Origin of the sequence: Amycolatopsis sp. (assembly GCF_035546795.1) — a bacterium.
Lineage (GTDB): Bacteria > Actinomycetota > Actinomycetes > Mycobacteriales > Pseudonocardiaceae > Amycolatopsis_E.
Genome location: NZ_DASZWC010000003.1, coordinates 102,271 through 126,226, shown reverse-complemented (window position 1 = coordinate 126,226; position 23,956 = coordinate 102,271). Strand labels below are relative to the sequence as shown.

The 23,956-nt window shown below is 69.6% G+C and carries 22 protein-coding genes; 11 read left to right on the top strand and 11 right to left on the bottom strand.

The annotated features are described in order from the left end of the window. Positions 1–9: 9 nt before the first annotated feature. Complete coding sequence (locus tag VHD82_RS04085; protein WP_325697111.1) at positions 10–1,023, bottom strand: LacI family DNA-binding transcriptional regulator; 1,014 nt, start codon at positions 1,021–1,023, stop codon at positions 10–12. Between the two features lie 141 nt (positions 1,024–1,164). Here VHD82_RS04085 and VHD82_RS04080 point away from each other — a divergent pair, with 141 nt between their 5' ends. Genes VHD82_RS04080 through VHD82_RS04065 form a run of 4 tightly spaced genes read left to right on the top strand, consistent with a single transcriptional unit; the run spans position 1,165 to position 6,438 of the window. After that, on the top strand, positions 1,165–2,553 hold the full coding sequence (locus VHD82_RS04080; protein ID WP_325697109.1) for a sugar ABC transporter substrate-binding protein: 1,389 nt from the start codon (positions 1,165–1,167) through the stop codon (positions 2,551–2,553). Beyond that, a complete protein-coding gene (locus VHD82_RS04075) occupies positions 2,550–3,503 on the top strand; it encodes a sugar ABC transporter permease (RefSeq protein WP_325697107.1) in 954 nt (317 codons plus the stop codon). The genes VHD82_RS04080 and VHD82_RS04075 overlap by 4 nt, the downstream gene beginning before the upstream one ends. A gap of 2 nt (positions 3,504–3,505) precedes the next feature. Further along, on the top strand, positions 3,506–4,375 hold the full coding sequence (locus VHD82_RS04070) for a carbohydrate ABC transporter permease (RefSeq protein WP_325697105.1): 870 nt from the start codon (positions 3,506–3,508) through the stop codon (positions 4,373–4,375). 5 nt (positions 4,376–4,380) lie between these two features. Continuing rightward, positions 4,381–6,438: a glycoside hydrolase family 2 protein gene (locus tag VHD82_RS04065; RefSeq protein WP_325697103.1), complete on the top strand. Its 2,058-nt coding sequence runs from the start codon at positions 4,381–4,383 to the stop codon at positions 6,436–6,438. 58 nt (positions 6,439–6,496) lie between these two features. Here the strand turns inward: VHD82_RS04065 and VHD82_RS04060 are convergent, their stop codons facing one another. From VHD82_RS04060 to VHD82_RS04050, 3 genes are all read right to left on the bottom strand, one after another. Then, positions 6,497–8,170: a ricin-type beta-trefoil lectin domain protein gene (locus tag VHD82_RS04060; protein ID WP_325697101.1), complete on the bottom strand. Its 1,674-nt coding sequence runs from the start codon at positions 8,168–8,170 to the stop codon at positions 6,497–6,499. Positions 8,171–8,590: 420 nt separating this feature from the next. Next, positions 8,591–9,562, bottom strand: a complete 972-nt coding sequence (locus VHD82_RS04055; RefSeq protein WP_325697099.1) for a nitronate monooxygenase family protein — start codon at positions 9,560–9,562, stop codon at positions 8,591–8,593. Between the two features lie 112 nt (positions 9,563–9,674). Then, positions 9,675–10,520, bottom strand: a complete 846-nt coding sequence (locus VHD82_RS04050; RefSeq protein WP_325697097.1) for a helix-turn-helix transcriptional regulator — start codon at positions 10,518–10,520, stop codon at positions 9,675–9,677. Between the two features lie 131 nt (positions 10,521–10,651). Here VHD82_RS04050 and VHD82_RS04045 point away from each other — a divergent pair, with 131 nt between their 5' ends. After that, positions 10,652–12,349 carry an AMP-binding protein gene (locus VHD82_RS04045; protein WP_325697095.1) on the top strand — a complete coding sequence of 566 codons (1,698 nt, stop codon included), beginning with the start codon at positions 10,652–10,654 and terminating at the stop codon, positions 12,347–12,349. On the opposite strand, the gene VHD82_RS04040 is transcribed toward VHD82_RS04045, so the two are convergent. After that, positions 12,346–12,699, bottom strand: coding sequence for a MerR family transcriptional regulator (locus tag VHD82_RS04040; RefSeq protein ID WP_325697093.1), 354 nt, complete (start codon positions 12,697–12,699; stop codon positions 12,346–12,348). The genes VHD82_RS04045 and VHD82_RS04040 overlap by 4 nt on opposite strands. Before the next feature lie 92 nt (positions 12,700–12,791). On the opposite strand from VHD82_RS04040, the gene VHD82_RS04035 reads away from it, so the two are divergent. The 4 genes from VHD82_RS04035 to VHD82_RS04020 all read left to right on the top strand — a co-directional run bounded on the left by VHD82_RS04035 (position 12,792) and on the right by VHD82_RS04020 (position 14,340). Continuing rightward, positions 12,792–13,082, top strand: coding sequence for a hypothetical protein (locus tag VHD82_RS04035; RefSeq protein ID WP_325697091.1), 291 nt, complete (start codon positions 12,792–12,794; stop codon positions 13,080–13,082). 135 nt (positions 13,083–13,217) lie between these two features. Continuing rightward, entirely contained in the window at positions 13,218–13,649 is a 432-nt protein-coding gene (locus tag VHD82_RS04030) for an Hsp20/alpha crystallin family protein (RefSeq protein ID WP_325697510.1), read from the top strand. A 68-nt stretch (positions 13,650–13,717) separates the two neighbouring features. Continuing rightward, positions 13,718–14,053, top strand: a complete 336-nt coding sequence (locus VHD82_RS04025) for a hypothetical protein (RefSeq protein WP_325697089.1) — start codon at positions 13,718–13,720, stop codon at positions 14,051–14,053. Continuing rightward, positions 14,050–14,340: a J domain-containing protein gene (locus VHD82_RS04020; protein ID WP_325697087.1), complete on the top strand. Its 291-nt coding sequence runs from the start codon at positions 14,050–14,052 to the stop codon at positions 14,338–14,340. Before VHD82_RS04025 ends, VHD82_RS04020 begins: the two co-directional genes overlap by 4 nt. Before the next feature lie 98 nt (positions 14,341–14,438). Here VHD82_RS04020 and VHD82_RS04015 read toward each other — a convergent pair whose 3' ends face one another. Continuing rightward, positions 14,439–14,870 (bottom strand): MarR family winged helix-turn-helix transcriptional regulator, encoded by a 432-nt coding sequence (locus VHD82_RS04015; protein WP_325697085.1) that lies wholly within the window; start codon positions 14,868–14,870, stop codon positions 14,439–14,441. Positions 14,871–14,953: 83 nt separating this feature from the next. On the opposite strand from VHD82_RS04015, the gene VHD82_RS04010 reads away from it, so the two are divergent. Next, a complete protein-coding gene (locus tag VHD82_RS04010) occupies positions 14,954–15,832 on the top strand; it encodes an amidohydrolase family protein (RefSeq protein WP_414637435.1) in 879 nt (292 codons plus the stop codon). Beyond that, positions 15,825–17,336: a long-chain fatty acid--CoA ligase gene (locus tag VHD82_RS04005; RefSeq protein WP_325697083.1), complete on the top strand. Its 1,512-nt coding sequence runs from the start codon at positions 15,825–15,827 to the stop codon at positions 17,334–17,336. The genes VHD82_RS04010 and VHD82_RS04005 overlap by 8 nt, the downstream gene beginning before the upstream one ends. A gap of 548 nt (positions 17,337–17,884) precedes the next feature. On the opposite strand, the gene VHD82_RS04000 is transcribed toward VHD82_RS04005, so the two are convergent. Genes VHD82_RS04000 through VHD82_RS03980 form a run of 5 tightly spaced genes read right to left on the bottom strand, consistent with a single transcriptional unit; the run spans position 17,885 to position 23,903 of the window. Further along, complete coding sequence (locus VHD82_RS04000; RefSeq protein WP_325697081.1) at positions 17,885–18,301, bottom strand: aconitase X swivel domain-containing protein; 417 nt, start codon at positions 18,299–18,301, stop codon at positions 17,885–17,887. Then, the gene (locus VHD82_RS03995) at positions 18,298–19,575 is read right to left on the bottom strand and encodes an aconitase X catalytic domain-containing protein (protein WP_325697079.1); all 1,278 of its coding nucleotides are present in this window, start codon (positions 19,573–19,575) and stop codon (positions 18,298–18,300) included. Before VHD82_RS03995 ends, VHD82_RS04000 begins: the two co-directional genes overlap by 4 nt. Further along, entirely contained in the window at positions 19,572–20,909 is a 1,338-nt protein-coding gene (locus VHD82_RS03990; RefSeq protein WP_325697077.1) for an MFS transporter, read from the bottom strand. The genes VHD82_RS03995 and VHD82_RS03990 overlap by 4 nt, the downstream gene beginning before the upstream one ends. A 43-nt stretch (positions 20,910–20,952) precedes the next feature. After that, the gene (locus VHD82_RS03985) at positions 20,953–22,599 is read right to left on the bottom strand and encodes a dihydroxy-acid dehydratase (protein WP_325697075.1); all 1,647 of its coding nucleotides are present in this window, start codon (positions 22,597–22,599) and stop codon (positions 20,953–20,955) included. A 14-nt stretch (positions 22,600–22,613) separates the two neighbouring features. Continuing rightward, complete coding sequence (locus VHD82_RS03980) at positions 22,614–23,903, bottom strand: FAD-dependent oxidoreductase (RefSeq protein ID WP_325697073.1); 1,290 nt, start codon at positions 23,901–23,903, stop codon at positions 22,614–22,616. Positions 23,904–23,956: the final 53 nt, after the last annotated feature.

Below are 23,956 nucleotides of genomic sequence, written 5' to 3'. Positions count from 1 at the left end.
TGGACGCCTTCAGCGATTCTCCGTGCTCTCCCGCGCGATCAGCGTGTGCGGGGCGATGAACTCCTCCGCCACCAGCGACGGGTCCTCGATGCGCGCGGCGAGGCGGGAAACGGCGGTGCGGGCGATGAACGGAGTGTCCAGCGAAACCGTGCTCAGTGACGGCCGCGAGTACCGGCCCTCCTCGATGTCGTCGATGCCGATGATCGCCACGTCTTCCGGGACGCGCAGGCCGGCGTCGAACACCGCGCGGATCGCGCCCATCGCCAGCAGGTCCGAATAGCAGAACATCGCGTCCGGCCGTGGCGATTTGCGCAGCAGGGACGCGGCGGCGGCGTAGCCGTCGGCGCGGCCGTAGTGTGCGGCCGTGCGCTGCAAGGCGTTCACCGGTTCCAGACCGTGCTCCCGCAACGCTTTCCGGAACCCCTCCGTGCGCTGCAGCGGCGTCGCGTACGACTCCTTCGGCTGCGCGCCGATCGCCGCGATCCGGGTGCGGCCGCGGTCGAGCAGGTGCGAGGTCGCGTCGTGGGCCGCGACGACGTTGTCGATCGCGACGTGGTCGAAGCGGTGGTCGAAAACGTGCTCCCCCAACAGGATCAGCGGCGAGGACCTGGCCGGGTTCACGTCGCGCAGCTCTTCGCGGGTGGCCAGTGGCGCGAACAACATGCCGTCGAACAGGTTGCGCCGGCCGCCGCCGCGCAGCAGCTGCCGCTCCCGCTCGTGGTCGTGGCCGGTCTGGTCGATCATGACCTGGAACCCGAGATGGCCGGCCGCGTCGATGACCTCGCGGGCGAGCTGGCTGAAGTACGGCACGTCGATCTCCGGCACCACCAGCGAAAGCAGGCCCGTCTTCCCGGTGCGCAGGGTGCGCGCCACCGGGTTCGGGATGTAGCCCAGCTCGTCGATCGCCCGCAGCACGCGCTGCCGCATCTTCTCGCTGACGTGCTCGTAACCGCTGACGACGTTCGAAACCGTGCGCACGGAGACCTGCGCCCGATCCGCCACGTCCCGCAACGTCGCCGCCATCACGCTCCCTTCGGCCGAAGCGCCATCCTAGCGTTTGCAACGTGTGCAAGCATGTCGTACAGTTTGCCCACGTTGGCAAATCGGCGGCGTGCCGACCTCCCCGCGCGCCGTCCTGCCGCTGTCCCCGCACAAAGGAGTGCCATGAATCCCACTCTTGGCCGGAGCGGACGGAGCGCCCGCTTCTTCGCCCGTCGCGGCACCGCCATCGCCGCCGCGGCCGCGCTCGCCGCCGGGCTGAGCGCCTGCGGTCCGGACATCGGTTCGGACAGCGGTCCGGGTGCCGGCGGCGCGACACTCGAAGTCCCGGCGGACACCGCGCCGAAAGGCGAGATCACCATCTGGGACCGCTCCGGCGACCTGTTCAAGGTCTTCGACGCCGCGATCAAGAAGTTCACCGAGAAGTATCCCGGGATCACGGTCCACCACGAAGCCGTCGACATCGACTCCAAGCTGCAGAACACGCTGATCACCGGCACCGACGTGCCCGACGGCGTCTTCCTCGACGACGCGAAGGTCGGCGGCTACGTCGACCACCTGTACAACCTCAAGGACGTGCTCGCGCCCTACACCAAGGACATCGCGAAGCAGAAGGTCGACGTCAACACCGTCAACGGCGGTATCTACGGCGTGCCGTTCGACCTCGACCCCGGCCTGCTGTTCTACAACGCGAAAGCGCTGAGCGCGGCCGGCATCGACCCGAACGGGATCAAGACCTACGACGATCTCCTTGCGGCGGCGAAGAAGTACCAGCAGTACAAGCCCGGCGCCAAGCCCATCCACCTGGAACAGGACGCGTTCAACAGCCAGCTCCAGCTGGAGATGTACGCAAGCCAGTTCGGCACCAGCCTCGCCGGCGCCGACGGGCAGCTGCGGCTGGATTCCGCGCCGTACCAACAGATCCTGACCTGGCTCGACACCGTGCGGAAGGACGGTCTCGGCACCCGCGCGGAGTACCTCAAGCCCAGCGACGTCGGCGCGCTGGACTCCGGTGACGAGGTCTTCTACCCGTGGGCGATGTGGTTCGACTACGCGCCGCAGCAGCAGCTGACCGCGACGAAGGGCGACTGGCGGGCGATGGCACTGCCGTCCTGGTCCGACGGCGGCGCGCGCAGCGGCGCGATGGGCGGCTCGTCGTTCGTGATCCCCAAGGACGCCAAGAACCCGCAGCTGTCCTGGCTGCTGTACCAGTTCCTGACCTTCGACCAGGCCGGCTACACCGCCGTCTACGGCCCGAACGAGGTCTACCCCGGCGGCACGAACACCTCCATCCCCGCCTACCAGCCTGCCGCGGACCCCGCGAAGCCGCTGTTCCAGCCGATCGACGCGATGGGCGGCCAGGACCTGTGGCAGACCGCGGTCGAAGCGGGCCAGGAGATCCCCGGCGGTGCGCCGATCCCGGTCTGGTGGGACGGCGCGGTCGACTACCTCGGCACCGACCTGCAGAAGATGCTGGACGGCAGCATGACCCCGCAGCAGGTCATCGACCAAGCGGGCAAGGACATCCAGACCAACCTGATCGACCGCAAATGACCCGGCCCGCCGCGGCGACGGTGTTCCGGGAAGGGCGACGAGGCCCGGCGCACCGCCCGGCGGAAACGGCGGCGCCACAACGAAAGCGCAAGTTCGCCTGGCGCCGCCGTCTCGCTCCTTACGCGTTCGTGCTGCCGTTCGTGGCGGTCTTCCTGGCTTTCAGCATCTACCCGCTGTTCTTCACGCTGCGCCTGAGCTTCACCGACTGGCACGGGGCCGGCGCGGCGCATTGGATCGGCTTCGGGAACTACCGCTACCTGCTGGCCAACAGCGCCTTCTGGTCGTCGCTGGGCAACTCCGCCGTGCTGTGGCTGCTGGTCGTGCCGGTGCAGCTGGTGCTGTCGGTGATCGTCGCGGTCCTGCTCAACACCATCAAACGGCTGCGGGGCTTCTACCGGGTCGCGTTCGTCGTACCGTTCGTGATGCCGCTCGTCGCGATCGCCCAGATCTGGATCGTGCTGTTCGACCAGAACTACGGCGCGGTGAACGCCGTGCTCGGCGCGGTCGGGCTGCCCCCGGTCGGCTGGCTCGTCACCAGCGCCTGGGCGAAGCCGACGCTGGCGTTGCTGTTTCTCTGGAAGACAACGGGTTTCGTCGTCCTGATCGTCCTTTCCGGACTCCAGCAGGTGGAGCCCGACCTGTATGAGGCGGCGTCGCTCGACGGCGCCGGCCGGGTGCGGCAGCTGTGGAGCATCACCGTGCCGTTGCTGCGCCGTTCCCTGATGTTCTGCGTGGTGCTGCAGACGCTGGCCGTGTTCCAGATCTTCACCGAACCGTACGTGGTGACCAAGGGCGGGCCCTACAACTCGACCACCACGGCCGGGCTCTTCCTGTTCGACCACATCAACCGCGCGGATCTCGGCACCGGGGCGGCGAACTCGTTCCTCCTGGTGATCATCGTGATGGCGGTTTCGCTGCTGTTCGTCCGGCTGCTCCGAGCGGAGGACTGACCATGACCACCCTCGACCTCCGCGGCCGGCGCGGCCGCCCACTGCTCGGTTCGCACCTGTTCCTGCTGGTGCTGACCGTGGCGCTGCTCGCTCCGGTGGTGTGGGCGGTGCTGTCCTCGTTCAAGCCCGCCGGCGAGATCATCCGGGACCCGCTCGGTTTCGACCCGGCGGACTTCACGCTCGCCAACTTCCGCGGGATGTTCCAGGACGTGCCGATCGGCAGCGGTTTCCTCAACACCGGCGTGGTGCTGCTCGCCAAGGGCGCGATCACGATGTTCTTCGCCCCGCTGGCGGCCTACGCGTTCGCGAAGTACCGCTTCCGCGGCCAGAACCTGATCTTCGGCACCGTGCTGCTCACGCTGATGCTCCCGACGATCGTGCTGATCATCCCGTTGCTGCTGGAGATGAAGGAGCTCGGCTGGGTCAACACCTACCAGGCGCTGATCCTGCCCGGCTCGGTGGACGCCTTCGCGATCTTCTGGATGCGCCAGGTGATCGCGGCGGTGCCGGACGAGCTGCTCGACGCCGCCCGCGTCGACGGCTGCGGCGAGTTCGGCATCTTCTGGCGCGTGGTCGTGCCCGCGATCCGGCCGGGACTGGCCGGGCTCGGCGTGCTCACGATCATGAACATCTACAACGACGTCGTCTGGCCCGTGGTGGCGGCCAGTTCGAGCCGGATGGCCACCCTTCAGGTGGTCCTCACGACCCTCGCCCAGAACATCTCGGGCAACCGGGTGGGGGCCGACTACGCGACCATCACCGGCGAGCTGCTCGCCGCCGCGACGGTCGCGCTGCTGCCCCTGCTGATCCTGTTCATCGTGCTGCAGAAGCACTTCATCAACGGCATCCTCGCCGGAAGCGTAAAGGGCTGAAACACATGACGATTGCCGAGAACGCCGTCGAACCGTTCGTCGCGGAGGCGGTGCCCCGGCCGGAATACCCGCGGCCCGACCGGGACCGCTCGGCCCGCTGGCTGAACCTCAACGGGCGCTGGAAGTTCACCGCCGGCGACGGGGCACCCGGGTCGATCACCGTCCCGTTCGCTTGGGAGACAACGGCTTCCGGGGTCCAGCGAACCTGGCTGGAGCACGCGGTGTACGCACGTACGGTGACCGTGCCGCCCGAGTGGTCGGGCCGGCGGGTGGTGCTGTGCTTCGGCGCCGTACACCACCGGGCGACGGTCTCGGTCGACGGCGTGCCGGTCGGCTCCCACGTCGGCGGGCACAGTTCGTTCGAGTTCGATGTCACCGGCGTGCTCGAGCCGGGACGCCCCGCGGAGCTGACCGTCGAGGTGGACGCGCCGGCGGACAAACGCGGGATCCCGCACGGAAAACAGCGCTCGATCCCCCGCGACGACTACGACGGCGTCTCGTTCACGCCCACGTCGGGGATCTGGCAGAGCGTGTGGCTGGAGGCGCGCGGGGGCACCTACGTCGAGGAAGTCGCGCTGCGCGGGGATTCCCTCACGGGGTTCGACATCACCGGCGTGCTCGCCGGAGACACTGCGGATACCGGCGCTGTCGTGGCCCTGCTGGACGGCCGGGAGACCGTGCTCCCGGTGACCGGCGGCCGGTTCGAGGGCCGGCTGGAGGTCGAATCACCGAAGCTGTGGAGCCCGGAGTCGCCCCATCTCTACCGCGTCGCGCTGCGCGTCGGCGAAGGAGAGCAAGCCGATCACCTCACCGTGACCGGTGGGTTGCGGCGGATCGAAACCCGCGGCGAGGAGCTGTACCTCAACGGCGAACGGCTTTACGTGCGTGGCGTGCTGGATCAGGGATACTGGCCGGAGACCGGCCTCACCGCACCGGACGACGAAGCGCTGGTGCGAGACCTCGAACTGGCGCGTGAGCTCGGGTTTTCCCTGGTGCGCAAGCATCTCAAGTTCGAGGAGCCGCGCTGGCTGGACCACGCCGACCGGATGGGGATGCTGGTCTGGGCCGAACCGCCCTGCCCGAGCCGGTTCAGCCCGGCCGGGGCGGCGGCGTTCGAGGCGCAGCTGCCCGACCTCGTCCGCCGCGACGGCAACCACCCGTCGATCGTGATCTGGGGGCTGTACAACGAAGAATGGGGCCTGGACTGGGACATTCCGGGCAGCCCCGAGCGCGCTGCAGCCGCGGAGCACGCGTACGAGGCGATGCGCTCGCTGGACGACACCCGGCCGATCGTGGAGAACTCCGGCTGGGCGCACGTGCGGACCGACCTGGTCGACTGGCACTACTACGACGAAAACCCGCGCGCCTGGGTGGAAAATCTCGCGAAGCTGGCGTCCGGTGAGCAGGAGACGTTCGAGGTCAAGCTCTCGCCGGACTTCGTCGTCGACAAGTCGTTCTACGGTTCACCCGGCTTCCCGCGCTCCGGCGTGCCGGTGCTGAACAGTGAGTTCGGCGCGGGCTTCACCAGCCTGGAGCGGGCGTGGCACGTGCGCTGGCAGACACAGGAAATCCGCCGGCACGACCGCTTCGCGGGCTACATCTACACCGAACTGACCGACGTCGAGCACGAGATGGCCGGCCTGCTGGACGCGCGCCGCGGGCGCAAGGACTGGGGCGGGCTGGACCCGGCCGATGCGTTCGCGCCGACCACGCTGGTGGTGGATCTCGTGCCCGCGCATGCCGGCGCCGACATCCCGGTCCCGGACGGCCCGCTGACCCTCGACGTGCACGTCTCGCACACTGGCCGGGCGCCGGTCACCGGCACCCTGCACGCGGCGTGGGGCGCTTCGGGATCACGAAGCATTCCAAGCGCGGCAACGGATTCCCGCTCGGTCGAGGCAGAGCCGTTCCGGCTCAGCGCCGGTGTCCCGCTGACCGTCCCGGCGCCCGGCGGGCCGGCGCGGCTGCACCTGTGGCTGGTGGCCGAAGACAACGTGCTGGCACGGACGTTCGTCGACGCGGCGGTGGTGGAGGAGCCGAACCGGCGCGGCGGTCGCGCCTGAGCGAAGCAAGAAGGGAGGCCGGTCCACTGTGGACCGGCCTTCCTTTTGTCATAGGGACTCAGGCGGGGATGTGCCAAACCTGGGTGAACAGGCCGTTGCAGTCGTAGATCTGCAGCTGCGTACCGTCCGTCGTCTGCGCGGCCGGATCGTCGAGGCAGCGGCCCGACTGCGGGTTGTAGATCGAGCCGTCGGCGCGGGCCTGCCACTGCTGGGCGGCCGTGCCCAGGCAGTCACGAAGCTCCACTTTGGACGAATTGGCGGTGCCGTTGTTGACGATGTTCAGGCATTTGTCGTAGGCGCGGATCGTGCCGTCGGTTTCGAGCGACCACTGCTGACCCGTCGCGATACCGCAGGTGTAGAGCTGCACCGCGTTGCCGTTGACCGACGTGTTGGTGTTCACGTCGACGCATTTGCCGGTGTCGCCGGGGCCGGTGATCTGACCCTGTGCGTTCGGCAGCGTGGCCGTGCCGAAGGTCGTCGCGCATTTGCCGGTGGACACGTGCGTGCCCGCGAGCATGAGGAAGGTGCCGCCGGAAGCGGCCGCGAGCAGCGGTGAGCTGTACCCGGCGCAGGAGGTCTCCCCCGCGTCGTAGCCGCCTGTCGGGGCCGTGGTGACCGGCGTGGTGATCTCCTGCCAGGCACCGGATCCGAGGCTCCGGTTCACGAACAGCACGTGACCATCCTCCGGCTGCACCGCGAGCGAACCGTCGGTGCCCGCGACCACCCGCTGCCCGGAGGCGATGAGTGTGCCGTTGGCACCACCCGCGGAAGACCAAGCCAGGTAAGGAGTGTGCAGCAGGAAGCGGTGGTCGGCGGTCTCGATGCGGGTGCCGAGGCTCCCTGGGTTCCACGATTCGGCGTCGGCCGAGGTTTTGAGGTAGACGTCGCAGGCCTGATCCGGGTCGAAGCCTGCTTTGCAGTCCTCGTACGTCATCGCGTAAGTACCGTTGGGCAGCGCGACGACCGTGGTCATGCCGGGCCGTTCGACGCCGTTCTGCACGGCGACGTCGTAGACCTCGCTGCCCCAGGTCAGGCCGCCGTCGGTGGACACGGTGTGCGCGAGAACCTGGGCGTAGTTGTTCACCGAGGGGCGTTCGTCGGAGTAGTAGCAGATGAGCCCGTGATCGGTGGTCGTGAATTCCGGTTCCCAGATGCCGTGCCCGGTCGTGTTGGCCATCCCGGACTCGGCGGCGCAGGAGCTGCGGTAGGTCCAGTGCGCGCCCTGGTCGGTTGAGACGAACACCTCGACGGCCTGCTGCGTGTAGTCGCCGTGGTTCCATGCCGTGCCGGCTGCGAGCAGTGTGCCTGCCGGCAGTGAGCCTTCGGCGCGCGGGAGTTCGTACAGCGTCGGGCCGTCGAGATCCCAGCCGTGCTGGGTGTCGGTCACCGTGCCGATCGGCGAGGACGTCCACGTGACGCCGTTGTCGGTGGAGCGGTAGATCGGGAAGTTCGCCTTCGTCACGCCTGTACCGGAATGGGAGAACGTGGACAGCACCGTGCCGTTCGCGCTGCCGCTGTGTTCGAGGCGGATCACCCGTGGGTAGCTCGCGTCCTCTGTGGACCCGCTCGCGGTGCTCGGGCTGTAGAGGACCCCGCCCGAGGTTGTCGCCGCGGTAGCAGTTGCCGCCGGAACCGCGGCCGCGACGGCGGCGGTCAGCACCGCGGCGGCGAGCACCGCGACGCGCCGCCGTGGGCCGGAATGGTGGTGGAAAGCCAGGGGATCAGGGGCCATGGACCTCACTCCTCGGACGGGATGACGCCGCAGCCGCGGACGGCTCGATCGCCGTCCCGCTGAGCCCGTCCGAGCAGCATCAGGCAGGGTCGAGCACGGCGGCGGCACCCGGGCCGTCCGCCGTTCCCGCCGTGCACCGAAGAAGGTCGTTGCTCGTGGTGTTCACCGCAGGCCACTTTGCCATCGTTCGCAAGAACGGTACTGCGGGTTTGCACACGTTGCAATAGGCCACCTGGACGGCCGGACCTCGCACGGGGGCTCAGGCGGCGTTCGTTTCCGCCCAGGCCGTGCTCGTTCCACCCAGGCGGCGCTCGTTCCGCCCAGGCCGTGCTCGTTCCACCCAGGCGGCGCTCGTTCCACCCAGGCCGTGCTCGTTCCACCCAGGCGGCGCTCGTTCCACCCAGGCGGCGTTCGTTCCGCTCAGTCGAGCAGTCCGGTCAGCCGGCCCGAGATGAGTTCCCGTGCTTCACCCACGATGCGCTCGATCAGCTCGGCCACGGTGGGGATGTCGTGGATGAGGCCCTGCACCAGACCGGCGGTCCAGATACCCAGATCGAGGTCACCGGTCTCGAAGACCTTGCGGCCGCGCGCTCCGGCGACGAGCTCGCGCACGTCCTCGAACTTGCCACCTTTGTCCAAAATGGACACGACCTCCGTGGACACCGAGTTGCGTGCCACGCGCGCGGTGTTGCGCAACGGCCGGAAGATGAGGTCGGTGTCGCGCTCGGTGGCTTCGACGAGGCGCTGCTTGACCATGTCGTGCACCGGCGCTTCGACCGTGGCCAGGAACCGGGTGCCCATATTGATCCCGTCCGCCCCCAGCGCCAGCGCCGCGACCAGACCGCGCGCGTCCCCGAAACCGCCCGAGGCGACCATCGGGATCGTGATCTTCTCCGCCGCCGCGGGAATGAGCACCAGGCCGGGGACGTCATCCTCACCCGGATGCCCCGCGCATTCGAAGCCGTCGATGGAAATCCCGTCCACGCCAAGGCTTTGCGCCTTGACCGCATGGCGCACGCTGGTGCACTTGTGCAGCACCTTCACCCCGCCCGCGCGGAACGCCGGCAGATGCTCGGCCGGGTTGAACCCCGCCGTCTCCACCACCGGGATCCCGGAATCCACGATCACATCGCGGTATTCCGTGTAGGGCGGCGGATTGATCGACGGCAGGATCGTCAGGTTCACCCCGAACGGCTTGTCCGTCAGCTCGCGGCAGCGCGCGATTTCCCTGGCGAGATCCTCGGGCGTGGGCTGGGTCAGCGCGGTGATGAAACCGAGCCCACCCGCATTGGCCACGGCGGAAACGAGCCCGGCGCGGCCGACCCACTGCATCCCGCCTTGCACGATCGGGTGCTCGACCCCGAACACGTCACAGAACCGCGTGCGCACCATTGCTCACGTCCCTCTCCGTCGCCGACAGTTCGGGACAGAATACTGAACGGTCGTTAAGGAGAAGAGTGATCCAGGTCTCCCGAATCCATTGTGGACACTCGGGTGGGCAGGCTCAGAGCAGGCCCAGGGTGCGGGCGGCGTGGACGGCGGCGGTGCGGTTGCCGGTGCCGAGTTTCCGCATGGCGCTGCGCAGGTAGGCGCGGACCGTCTCGATGCTCAGGCCCAGGACTTCGGCCACCTGGGCGTTCCGCAGGCCCAGGGCGACCTGTTCGAGGACCTCGACCTCGCGCGGAGCCAGCCGGGGTGCGGGGGCGGTGTTCGCCGCGACGGGAGCGGCGCCCACGACGTCGCGCAGGTCGGCGATCAGGTGGTCGAGCCTGCCGCGCAGGGCGAGGTCGTCCGTGGTCGCGGCCAGCTGGGCGAGCTCGGCGACGGCCGCGCGGGCGTGCCGGAGCCCGGCCGCGGGAGCAGGAGGGGTAGCGGGCGCCAGCAACACCGCCAGCTCGCGCTCGATCGTACTTCCGAACGCCGACGCCCGTTCCAGCACGACGTCGCCGATACGGTGCGGCCCGCGCACCGCGCCATAGAGGACGCCGACGACGGCGCCGCCCGCTTTCACCGGTAGCGCGAAAATCGAGCTGAGCCGTTCCTGCTGTACGACGATCCCGTCGAAGTCATGGGTGATCGCCGGGGTCGAAGCGTAGTCGCGCACGGTCCGCAACGCCCTCGTCGCGAGCGCCGACCCGCCAAGGCCGCGGCCCGTCCCCACCCGTAGGTCGAGCAACGACTTGCCGAGCGTGCCGCGCAAATGCGAGATCCGCAGTTCCCGCCGGCCGTCCGGCGCGGCGGCTGCCGCACCCCCGAACACGGCGGGCAGACCGGTCACCTGCTGGAGCTGGCGCAGGCGCCGGCCGATGAGGTGTTCGACCGTGCGGGTCGGCGTGCTGTCGTCGTTCACGATGGAATCACGCTACCTCCAGAAGGGGGTAGTGAGCAGCGGCCGGATGCGGGGAGGCTGAGCTGTACCGACCCTCGACGTGGTCTGCACCCGCCATCGTGGCAGCACCACTGACCCTGTTGGAGTGCACAATGACGAGCACGACCGAACGTTACCGCGAGGCCCGTGACCTGCTGCAGGACCTCTCCGATGACTACAGCACTGCCGTGGCGAAGTTCACATGGCCGGACTTCGGCGACCGTTTCAACTGGGCGGTCGACTGGTTCGACGCCATCGCCCGGGGCGTGGACCGGCCCGCGCTGTGGATCGTGGAGGAGGACGGCTCCGAGGCGAAGTACTCCTTCGACGAGATGGCCCGCCGATCCGACCAGGTGGCCGCGCACCTGGCGGCGCACGGCGTGCAGCGCGGGGACCGCGTCCTGCTGATGCTGAACAACCAGGTCGAACTGTGGGACTCCATGCTCGCGGTGATGAAACTCGGCGGGGTGATCCTGCCGACCACCACCGCGCTGGGCCCCACCGAACTGGTGGACCGGATCGAGCGCGGCGGCGCGCGGCACATCATCGTCAACCACTCCGACGCCGGCAAGTTCGACGGCATCGCCGGGAACTGCACCCGGTTCGTCATCGGCGACGCGCAGCCGGGCTCGGTGGCGTTCCGGGACGCCTACGCCAAACAGGTCCCTCCGGCGCCGCACCCGGGCACCGCGCCGTCGGACCCGCAACTGCTCTACTTCACCTCCGGCACCACGAGCCGGCCCAAGCTCGTCGAGCACACCCAGGTCTCCTACCCCGTGGGGCATCTCGCCACCTCGTTCTGGGTGGCGGCCAAGCCCGGGGACGTGCACCTCAACATCTCCTCGCCAGGATGGGCCAAACACGCGTGGAGCTGCTTCTTCGCGCCGTGGATCGCCGAAGCCACGATCTTCGTGTACAACTACGCCCGCTTCGACGCCGCGGCCTTGCTCGAACAGATCCGCCGCGCCGGGGTGAACACGTTCTGCGCCCCGCCGACGGTGTGGCGGATGCTGATCAAGGCCGACCTGTCCGGCGGGAAAGGCGCGCTGCGGGAACTGCTCTCGGCGGGCGAACCGCTCAACCCGGAGGTCATGGGCCAGGTCGAGGCCGCCTGGGGCCTGACCATCCGCGACGGATACGGACAGACAGAACTACCCCTCGCCGTCGGAAACGTACCCGGAATGCCGGTCAAGCCCGGCTCGATGGGCCTGCCACTGCCCGGCGTGCCGATCGTGCTGGTCGACCCGCTGACCGGACAACAAGCCCCGGAAGGCGAGATCTGCGTCGACCTCTCCCGCCGCCCGATGAGTCTGATGACCGGCTACCAGAACGACCCCGAGCGCAACGCCGAAGCGATGGCGGGCGGTTACTACCACACCGGCGACGTCGCCGGCCGCGACGAGGACGGCTACATCTTCTACATCGGCCGCACCGACGACGTGTTCAAGGCATCCGACTACAAGATCTCCCCGTTCGAACTGGAAAGCGTGCTCATCGAACACCCCGCCGTCGCCGAAGCCGCCGTCGTCCCCGCACCCGACGAGCTACGGCTGGCGGTACCCAAGGCGTACATCGCCCTCGCCCCCGGTTACCGTCCCGACCGCGAAACCGCCCTCGAGATTCTCCGCCACGCCCGGCACAAGCTCGCGCCCTACCAGCGGGTGCGGCGCATCGAGTTCTACGAACTCCCGAAAACCATCTCCGGCAAGATCCGCCGGGTCGACCTGCGCACCCGCGAAGAACACATCGCCGGGTCCACCGGGCCCACCGGCGAATTCCGGGACGACCAGTTCCCCGAACTCAAGAGCTAGCTTCCGTCCGGGTCCGTTTCACCGAGCTGCGCGCGCAGCTCGGTGATGGTGTTCTCCGCGTCGGCGAGCTGGTCCTGCAGGCCCACGATCCGGGCCGCGGCGGCGAGGGTGTGGCCGTCGTCCAGCTGTTCGCGCAGCCGCGCCACCAAGGTGAGCTGACGGCGCGAGTAGCGGCGGTGCCCGCCGGCCGAGCGCTGCGGGCGCACCACGTCGGCGGTGTCGAGGCTGCGCAGGAACGCTTCCTGCACACCGACCAGCTCCGCGGCCTGCCCGGTGGTGAAGGCCGGATAGTCCTGGTCGTCGAGCCTGCTCAAATCCGCCACATCCCGCACGATATCCAGCGCGGACACTTGACACAATCTCCAGTGCGCGCTATAGAAATTATGTAGTTGCGGTCTATGACCTGGTTTCGGGAAGACGACGTTGCCGGGGAGTGATCGAGATGCCGGATACCGTCCGCACCAGCGGTTTCGCCGAGCTGGTCTGCGCCGACACGCAGTGGCTGCGCGCGGAGTTCGCCGCGATCGTCGCCGCCAACTTCGGCGCTCCGGCCCCGCCGCCCCTGCGGCCGCGGCGCGGCTGCACCGGCCCGCGGCGGCGAGGCCGCACACCCCGCACCGTCACCGGCCGGGCCGGGCAGAGCGCTCTCGAACCGCCGACGGCGGTGCGAGCGGGCAGTCGGCAACGTTCCCCTCCGTCCGCCGACGCGTCGCCCTGTGCTCAGTTCCCGTGATGGTAAGCGCGAAAGGTGGTGATACCGCACTGGTCGTCTCGGCAGTTCCCTTCCGGCCGGGTCCGGCTCCGTCGCATGTGGACGGTGGCCGGGCCCGGCCAGCACAGTGATTCGTCGGCAAGGAGGTGCTTGATGATGTTGATGCGGACCGATCCGTTCCGGGAGCTCGACCGGCTGACCCAGCAGTTCTTCGGCGCCAACGGCACCGCGGCGCGGCCGGGGATGATGCCGATGGACGCCTACCGGTCGGGCCACGAGTACGTCGTGCAGTTCGACCTGCCCGGAGTCGCGCCGGACTCGATCGAGCTGGACGTGGAGCGCAATGTGCTCACCGTCAAGGCCGAACGCCATCCGGCCTACGAGGAGGGCGCGGACGTACAGGTCAGTGAACGGCCGCGTGGCGTGTTCTCGCGCCAGCTGTTCCTCGGCGACACGCTCGACACGGACCAGATCACGGCGCACTACGACGCCGGGGTGCTGACCCTGCGGATGCCGATCGCCGAACAGGCCAAACCCCGCAAGATCGCCATCACCGGCGGGGAAGAAGCCAAGCAGATCAACGCCTGAGTCCCGGCCTCGCCCGCGACCGCGGTCGCCACGGGCGAGGCCCGGACCATCCGAAGTGGACAGTGGTGATGAGCACCGCACGCGTTCTCGCGGCCGCCGCGCGGGAGGTCCGGCGCACCCTGCGCGGCGCCCGCACTCCCGGCGTGGCCGAGCTGCGCGACACCGGCTGGGAGGTCACCCAGCTCATCGGCGAACTGACCGACCTCGCCGCGCTGCCCGCCGAACACACCGCGCACCACAGCGCCGATCCCGGCCGGCTGCGCCTGCCCGACGGGGCGCCCGGCACCGCCGGACTCGCCCACGCCTGCCGTGAACTCGCCGCCCTTCGCCGTGCACTGCGGACCGCGCACGCTGCGGCCCGCGAGTACTACACGGCGCTCAGCCACCTCGGTCCCGCGCCATGAATCCCGACCCGTACCGGATACTCGGCGTCGCACCCGGCGCCACGCCCGCCGAGATCACCACGGCCTACCGGCGTGCGCTGCGGGCCTGCCATCCCGACACTGCGGACTACGACCCCGACCGGCTCGCCGCCGTCCTCGCCGCCTATCGCCTGCTCCACGACCACGCCCCGGCCCGGCCCGCCGATCCCGGCGCCGGGCAGGCGGTGCCGGTCCGCGTCCACCGCTCTCCCACCCCGGCGGAACCGGACGTGCGCGCCGGCCCCGTGCGCCGCCACTATCCACTGTAGACAGTCCTCGGCCCGGCTGCGGGTCCGCGTCGTCGCGGCGCAGACCCTCGAACTACTTCGGGGACTGCCCGCGCCATCAAGCGGTGCGCTGCGCACAGTCAGGCGAGCTCGTCCTCGTTCACGACGCGGCTCAACAGCAGCCGCAGGGTTTCCTGTTCCCCGGCGGTGAGCGCGTTCAGCCGGGTGCGCACCGCGGCGTCCGCGCGGCCGGCGGCCTGCTCGCGGACGAGGCGCCCTTTTTCCGTCGCCACAACAAGTTTCGTCCTGCGGTCGGCGCGGGCCGGCTGCCGCTCGATGAGCCCGGACAGGGCCAGCTCGTCGACGAGCTGGACGACCTGGCTCGGGTCCAGGCCCAGCGTCCGGGCCAGGTCGCGCTGGGAGATCCCGTCCGGCGCGGCACAAGCCAGGCACAGCACCGAATACTGCCGGACCCGCAACCCGTCGGTGGCCAGCGCCGCATTCGTCGCGCGGACCACGAGGCCGCTCGTGCGGGACAGCAGGAAACCGAGGTCGCCGGTCAGCTCGGTCATTGATGGACTCCCTCAATCGTTGACAACCTCAATGATATCCGCTTACTGTTCGCAGCGGAAGCAGCGCTGCGACGGGAGGCGAAGTGACGACCCTGAACCTGGACGCGCTCGTGGCGATCGACGTCCACACCCACGTGCACGCCGACGACCACGGCCATCTCACGATGGACGACGAACTGCTCGAGGCCGCCGCCCGCTACTTCAAGGAAGACGCGCCGCAGCCGACCGTCGCCGACATCGCGGAGCACTACCGGGCGCTGAAGATGGCCGCCGTGGTGTTCACCGTCGACACCGAGCTGGCCACCGGGCACCGTCCGGTCTCGAACGAGGAAATCGCCGAAGCCGCCGCACAGTACCCGGACACGCTGATCCCGTTCGCCTCGATCGACCCGGCCCGTGGGCTCTCCGGCGTCCGCGCCGCGCGCCGGCTGGTCGAGCAGCACGGTGTGCGCGGGTTCAAGTTCCACCCCTCGATCCAGGCGTTCGAACCCAACGACCGCAAGGTCTACCCGCTGTACGAGGAGATCCAGAGCCTGGGCGTGCCCGCGTTGTTCCACACCGGGCAGACCGGCATCGGCGCGGGCCTGCCCGGCGGGCGCGGGATCAAACTGCGCTACTCCGACCCGATGCTGGTCGACGACGTGGCGGCGGACTTCCCGGACCTGACGATCATCCTGGCGCATCCGTCGGTGCCGTGGGCGGACTCGTCGATCTCCATCGCCACCCACAAGGCCAACGTCTACGTCGACCTGTCCGGCTGGTCGCCGAAGTACTTCCCGCCGCAGCTGGTCCGCGCCGCGAACACGTTGCTCAGGCACAAGGTGCTCTTCGGTTCGGACTTCCCGCTGATCACGCCCGAACGTTGGCTGCGCGACTTCGAGAACCTGGAGATCCGCGAAGGGGTCCGGCCCCTGATCATGAAGGAGAACGCCATCCGCGCCCTCGGGCTGCGTGATGCGTAACGCCGGCCTGGGCTCGTGGCCCGAACGGCGCCGGACGATCACGCCCGAGCGCGACGCGATCTGGTTCGAAGGAAAGACGACTTCGCACGCCGGGTTCGCCCTGCGGGTGCGCCGGGCGGCGTCCGCGCTGGCCGCGCTCGGCGTGGCCGCGGGCGACCGGGTCGCCTGGATCGGCGGCAACCACCCGTCGGCGCTGGAAACCCTGTACGCCTGCGGGCAGCTCGGCGCCGTCTGGGTGCCGGTCAACGCCCGGCTGACCGCGCCCGAAGTCCGTTACGTACTCGGTCATTCCGGGGCGACGGTGGTGGTGCACGGACGTGACCAGGGTGGACTGGCCGACGCGCTGCGGCACGATGCCGGCGGAACGTGGATCGCCGCGGAGCCGTCCACCGCCGCGGATTCGCTGCCGTACGAGGACTTGCTCGCCGACGCCGACACCGATGTCCGCGATCTCGAAGTCACCCTCGACGATCCTTGCCTGATCATGTACACCTCGGGCACCACGGGGAAACCCAAGGGCGCCGTGCTCACCCACGGCAACATGACGTGGAACGCGGTCAACCAGTTTCTCGGGTTCGACTTCACCCAGCACGAACGCACCCTCGCGCTCGCGCCGCTGTTCCACATCGGCGGGCTCAACGGCACCGTCAACCCGACGCTGCTGCGCGGCGGTTGCGCGGTCGTCGTGCGCCGGTTCGACGCCACGGAAACGTTGCGGGTCATCGAGGAACAGCGGGTCACCTCGTTCTTCGCGGTACCGACGATGCTCGACGCGATGGCCCGCGAGCCGGGGTTCCGCAGCCGCGACCTCTCCGCGCTGCGCACCATCGGCGCGGCTGGTGCGGCCGTCCCGCTGCCCACATTGCGCACGTGGCTCGAGCGCGGGGTGACCATGCAGCAGGCGTACGGCATGACCGAAGCCGCACCCGGATGCACTGTGCTCGACTCGGCCGACGCGGAACGCAAGGCAGGCTCCGCGGGCAAGCCGGTGTTCTTCACCAGCCTCCGGGTGACACGCCCCGACGGCAGCGACGCGGACGCCGGTGAAGTCGGCGAGGTCCTCGTGCGCGGGCCCAACGTGATGGCCGGCTACTGGAACGACCCCGAACGCACGGCCGAGGTCCTCGTCGACGGCTGGTACCACACCGGCGACGCCGGGTCGCTCGACGACGAGGGCTACCTGTTCATCCACGACCGCTACCGGGACATGATCATCTCCGGCGGGGAGAACGTCTACCCCGCCGAGGTCGAGTCGGCCCTTTTGGAGCTGCCCGGTGTCGTGGAAGCCGCGGTGATCGGGGTCCCGGACGAGAAATGGGGCGAGACCGGGCTGGCCCTGGTCGTCACGGAGTCCGAAATGGACGGTGCGGTTCTTCTTGCCGGGCTCCGGGAACGGCTGGCCGGGTTCAAGGTTCCCCGGCAGGTCCGCTTCGTCACGGAGCTGCCCAAAACCGCCACGGGCAAGATCCGCAAGACCGAGCTGCGAGCTCGCTACAGCGGTTGACGATGGCAGCGCCGGACCGGATCCACCGGCAGCTGCGGTGGCTGCCGGCGCAGGCCTCGGGGCGCCCGGACGTGGATGCCTCGCTGCGGCAGCCCGGTGGCGCGGTTTCAACTGGCCGAGCGTCGTGTCCGCACCGGACACATCGGACTGCACCAGCGGCAGCGTCCCGGACGGCGACCGCAGCCACGGCGCCACGGCGCACAACGGATCGAGCAGCGTTCGGCCGTCGTTCCCGGCGTCCCACACGCGGTCCCGGCCCGCGGGCGCGCCGGTGGTCTCGCAGGGCACGTATGGCGGGTCGGCCAGCACGAGGTCGAACGGCTCGGTCATCGGGAGATCCACAAGGGACATCCGGTGGACACGGACGGAAACGCCGAGGCGCCACGAGTTGAGCCGCGTGGTCAGCACCGCCCGGCGCCAAGGGACGCGTGCTCGACGTCTGCGCGGGAACCGGCGCGCTGGCACTGCCCGCACGGGTTCCGTCGCGACGACCGCGTGTGCGCGGACAAACGCGGAAATCCGAATCGGACCCGAGAACGTCGGCTCGTTCAGCCCGGCGTGGCCCGGACGATCTCGACGAGTCCGTGGTCGGCGTCGAGCCGGAGCCGGTCGCCGGTGCGGATGACGTCGACCGGGTCGTGGTCGAGGTCGGTGAGGGCGGGCACCCGGGTCACGACCGCGCCCAGTGCCGCTTTCGTCGTCGTGACCGTGAAGATCATGCCCAGCGGCGCGGTCCCCAGCAGGCGGGTGGACTGGAAGAACGCCGACCAGCCGGAGGAGCCTTTCGCACCGGGGAAGACGAGGATCTTGCCGGTGAAACACACTCCGTGCAGTTCGTGGCGGCGTTCGATGATCGTCCCGGTGGCGGGATCGATACCGCCCCAGCCGGAGATCGTTTCGTGCGACACGAGCGCTTCGCCTTCGACGAAGCCGGGCACGACGGTCCGGCCGCGCAGGATCGTCATCGCAGCTCCCTTCGCCAGCGCCCGGTGACGGCGGCGTCCACGCAGTCTTCCAGCGACCCGAACCACGCCTCGATCCCGAGAATCGCGGGCAGGTAGTGCGCCTGTTTCGCCGAGTCGGTGGCGAAGACGCGGGTGCCCGGGGGCGCCGCCCGGGACATGGCCGGACACGAGTCGGTGAGCAGCTTGCCGCCCGCCGCTTCGATCACGGCGGTGTAGCCGCTGCGGTCCGCCACCGCTTTGAGGGCACGGGGCGTCATGATCCACAGCTGTGTCCCGGAGTGCAGCCGTTTGCCGTCCAGCGCGCGGGCGGCGGCCCGGATCTGGTCGATCGAGGCGTGCGGGCAGCCCAGCAGGACGAAGTCCACATCGGTGGAGCGGCCCTGGTCGTTGAGCGTCTCGTAGATCTCCCGGCGCTCCCGCAGTCCATAGTGGACGGACTCGGGTACGCGCCCGGTGAAGGCCGCTTCGACCGTCGGCGCTTCGGGGGTGATCCCTGGCAGGTGGTAGAGCTCGACCCCGCCGGAGGACGCCGCGGCCGCGCCGAAGTGCTTGAGATCGACGAGATCGGGCCGCGGGAACTCGCCGGCGAGCACCGGCTTTTCGTCCTGCACCAGTGACCCGGCGAAGTAGCCGAGCATGCCCCAGTCCATGAAGTCACGTACCCCGTCGTCCACCTCGATCAGGTGCGTGCCGTACCGGTTCTCCGGCAAATGGTTGCCCCAGCACGGAATCTTGCCGGTGAGCGACGCCGCGCCGGTCGACGCTCCGCCTTCGCAGTTGGTCCGGGCGCCCAGCACGGAGTTGCAGTAGACGACGGCGGAGGACTCCATCCACGCGCAATGCTCGCCGCGGACCGGGAGGTTGCCGACCTGGTACGGCGTGCAGGTGGCCAGGATGTTCACCCCGCGCCTGCCGTAGAACGCTTCGGCGTCGCTCTGCAGCTCGACGAACTCCTTGGGGTAGGGCACCACACCCACCGAATCCGGGCCGAACCCCTGCTGCAGCTGGCACGTGGGCACGCGCATGTCGGGGATCTCGACGGCGTCGTCGCAGTCGAGGTTGAGCACCGCGAAGGCCCGGTTCCAGCCGCCCTCGGCCACGAGTTTCGCCTTGACCGGGGACGGCTGGGTGCTCGTCCCGGCGACATTGCGGGTGTCGCACAGTCGTCGCGCGCCCAACGCGTCGCCGTAGCGGATGAGCAGGTCCATGGCCGCCGCCACCGCCGGGCCGTCGGCACCGTCGCGCATCGCCTTCTCGTCGTCGGTGAGGATCACCGCGCCACCTCGCGCTCGACGGCCTGATCCGGTTCGGTGACGCCGTTGGTTTCCGGGCCCCGCCGGACGGCCGCGAACATCAGCAGACCGCCGAACACGATCAGCGCGATCGGGGTGAACTCGTACGGCATGATCGAGCTGAGCGCCAGCAGCCACACGGTGTAGAGACCAGGCAGGATGAGCCCGAACATGTAGCCGATACCGTAACCGCTCGCCCGCACCGAAGCCGGGAAGCGCTCGTTGAGGTACACCACGATGACCCCGAGCGGCGCGGACGGCAGCACCTTCGCCACCACCGCGATCAGTCCGAGCAGCCACGCCGGCGCCCCCGCCCGTGCGGCCACCGCCAGCAGCGCGAACGCACCGCCCACCACGAACGTCAGCACGAGCGCCCAGTGCATCAGCAGCGCCCGCCGCCCGATCCGCTGGCCGATCCCGGAGAGCACCATGATCAGGATCATCGTCAGCACCGCGCTGATGATCTCCACCGTTGACGACAGCCGCGGGCTCTGGTCCAGCACCTGCACCAGCAGCGTCGGGAGGAAGGACACCGACATCTGCGCGGCGAACCAGTAGCCGCAGGTGAACAGGAAGACGCCGAAGAACAACGAGCGGTGCGTGGTGAACAGCTCCACCACAGGCGGCCGTCCCTTGCGGCGACGGGCGACCACCGCGTCGTCTTCCTTCACGCCGCGGTAGTGCCAGAGGTACACCAGGCCCAGCACGAAGCCGAGGAAGAACGGGATCCGCCAGCCCCACGCCAGGAAACCGCCGTGGGGCAACACATCGAGCAACCCGAGTAGGAGCAGGTTGATCACCAGGAACGAACCGGGCGCCCCCACCCCGATCAGCCCGCCGACGCGGCCGCGCCGCGAGGGCTTCGCCTGTTCCATTGCCAGCGGGATGGGTGCGGCATACCCGCCCGCGAGGAAAACGCCGCCGACCAGCCGGAGCACGGCGAACACGGCGATCGAGCCGTAACTCCAGGTGGCGTACCCGGGCAGCAGCCCGGCGAGCAGGGTGACGATCGTGAAGCCCCAGCCGCTGATCATGGTGACGGGCTTGCGGCCGATCCGGTCGGACAGGTTGCCGAAGATGACGCTGCCGATCGGGCGGGCGAGCAGTCCGATCGTGAACAGCAGAGTGGTGAACGTCGCCCGGACCGCGGGCGACAGGTTCGCGGGCATGAAGTACGCCATTGCCGCCGGCAGCACCAGCGCGGGCAGGTAGACGTCGAAGCTGTCGACGAACATCGAGAACGCGCCACCGCGGGCGGAGCGCCGTTCGTCGGCTTCGGTGATGACGGTGGACGGAGGAACATCGGGCGGCGCCATTGCGGCCTCCTGATCGGTGGATGTGCTCGGGGATCGGGTTTTCTCAGGTGCGCAGCACGGCACCGTGGCCAAGGGGGCGCACGGTGCGCCGGTAGACCGACAACCAACCGGTTTCCTGGTGGTCCGCAACGGGTTTCGGGTGCCTCGCGGCGAGCTCACCGGGGTCCACGCGCAGTTCGCAAACCCGCCGGGGCAGGTCGATGTGGACGGTGTCACCGTCGCGCACGAGCGCGAGCGGTCCTTCTTCGGCGGCTTCCGGGCGGACCTCGCCGACCACGATCCCGCGGTTGACGAGCCCGGACAACTGGCCGTCGGTGACCACCGCGACCTGGCCGGTGAGCCCGGCGCGGTCGAGGGCGAAAACGAGCTGTGAGGCCATGCCCATGCCGGGACGGCCGCGCGGCCCCAGCCCTCGGACGACCACGACGTCGCCCGCGCCGATCCTCCCTTCGGTCAGCGCGGCGACGGCGTCTTCCTGGCTTTCGAAGCAGCGGGCGGCGCCGGTGAACGCGGCCGGGCGCTCGTCGCCGACCGCGAGTTTGACGATCCCGCCCTCGGGGGTCAGCGAACCGCGGAGGATCACGATCAGCGGTTCGTCGGCGAACGGCCGGTCGGCCGGGCGGATGATCTCCGGGTCGGCGACGTCGACGGATCGTACGTTGTCGCCTACCGTCCGGCCGCTCACCGTCATCGGCTCCGGATCGATCAGTTCGCCAAGCTGTTTCAGCACCGCTCGGGCGCCGCCCGCGGCGTCGAACTCTTCGATGCGATGCGGCCCGTTGGGCCGGACCGCCGACAGGACCGGGGTTTCCGCCCCGAGCGTGGCGTAGAGATCGAGCACGTCGACGTCCACATCGGACTCTTCGGCCACCGCCTGCAGGTGCTTGACGGTGTTGATCGAGGCGCCGACGGCCAAGGCCACGCGGACGGCGTTGCCGAACGCGGCCGCCCTCATGATCCGGCGCGGGCGCAGGTCTTCTTCGACCATCCGCACGATCCGGGCCGCGGCGGCGTCGGCCGCGGCCCACATCGCCGGCGAGTTGGCCGCGACGGGCGTGGTACCGGGCAGGGCCATGCCGAGTGCTTCGGCGACGACGTGCATCGAGTTCGCGGTGCCCATGCCGGGGCACACCCCGGGACCGCCGACGGCGCCGTCGCTCATCTCGGTGAGTTCGTCCACAGTGGACGATCCGCAGGCGTGCAGGAAGACGTCCTCGATGTCGCAGTGGCCGCCGCGGAAACAACCGCTGGGCTGATAGCCGCAGGCGACCAACAGGGTGGGCAGGTCGAGGCGTCCGGCGGCCATCAGCTGTGCCGGTGCGGTTTTGTCGCAGCTGGCCAGGCAAACCATCCCGTCCAGCTGTGCGCCCTCGACGCCGACCTCGATGTCGCTCACGATGAGGTCGCGCGCCGAGAGGATGTAGCCGCCACCGTGCCCGGCCGAGTGGATGAAGTCGCTCGGCGCGGTGGTGCGCACTTCGAACGCCAGCCCGCCTGCCGCCGCGATCCCCTTCTTGACCCGTGCGGCGATTTCGTCGAGGTGGCTGAAACAGATCGCCAGATCCGAGGAGGAGTTGACCACGGCGATCTTCGGCTTGCGGAGGTCGTCGTCGGTGAGCCCGAGGGCACGCCACTGCGCGCGGCGGGTCGCCCAACGGACCGAGCCGGGCGGGAAATCGCTGCGGACCATCGCGTCTGCTCCGTTCAGCTGTCGAGGTTGGCGGTGAGGCGGGTGGCCAGTTCGGCGTGGTCGATGTCGTGCACGCTGCCGGTTCCGGCCAGGTCGAGCGCGTGCGCGGCGGCCGTGCCCATCCCCCCGCAGGGGCCCATGACGCGCACGCTCGACAACGCGGCCGCGTCGCCGTCGATGCACCGGCCCGCGACCAGGACGTTGTGGGCGTCCGGCGGGGTCATCGAGCGCAGCGGCACGTAGTGCACATGGTCGGCCCCGAAGGTTTCCCAGACATAGCCCTCGGGGGCGTCGTGCAGTTCCACCGGCCAGGCGGTTCGCGCGACCGCATCGGGAAAGCGCTTTCCCGCCCGGACTTCGTCGATGGTCAACTGGTGCACGCCCTGCGCCCAGCGGGTCTGCCGCCTGCCGGGGAACCCGTAGGCCCGGACGCGGGCGCGCCCGAACGCCTCGGGGAACTCGGCGCGCAGGAACGCCACCACCCGGTCGGCCTGTGCCTTGCCTTCGAGTTGCGCGGCCGCCGCGGCGATCGGCTCGAGCGGGGCCTCGATGTGCGTCATGTTGAGCACCGCGGTGCCCCGGCCGGGAAAGTAGAAAGCGAGGCCGTCGCGGCGGAGCATGCCGTACTGCTCGGCTTTGGCCCCGACCCGCTCGGCCAGATCCTCCGGGGTAGGCGTTTCCGCCTCGGCGACGTGCTCGACGACGAGCTGCTGGGAGCCGTAGATCTCCCGCTCCGGCAGTCGGCACGGCAGCCCGGCTTCCCAAATGAGGGAAGCATCCCCGCTCGCGTCGACGAATCCGGTGGCGGTGACGTCCACCGCGCCGTAGCGGGTCGCGAAGGTCACCGACGCGATACGGTCGCCGTCGCGGACAACGCCGGTGATCGCCGCGCCGGTGAGCACCCGGATGCCGTGCTCCCGCACGGTGTCTTCGACCCAGCGGCCGAGCACGACTTCGTCGTAGCCGACGGTCATCGTGTGGCCCGGCCGCCGGAACAGGTCGCCGGTGGCGTCGAGATCGCGGAAGATGTCGTCGAAGATCCCGTGCGTCAGCTGGTGGTAGTCCGGGCCGTTGCCGAAGACCCCGCAGAAGAGCCCGATCAGCGAGTTGACCATCTGCCCGCCGAGCACCGGCAGCGCGTCGACGAGGACGACGTCGCGGCCGAGCCGGGCCGATTCGATGGCCGCGGACAGCCCGGCGATCCCCGCGCCGACTACGCACACGTCCGCGGTGACCTGGTGGGCGCAGGCGTCGGCGGGCTTGCGGACGGTATGGACCTTCAGGGCGGTGAGGGGGTGCGGCATGGCTCACACGCTAAGTCGCCGTTCGCCGCCGCCGGAAATAGACAATCGCGCTG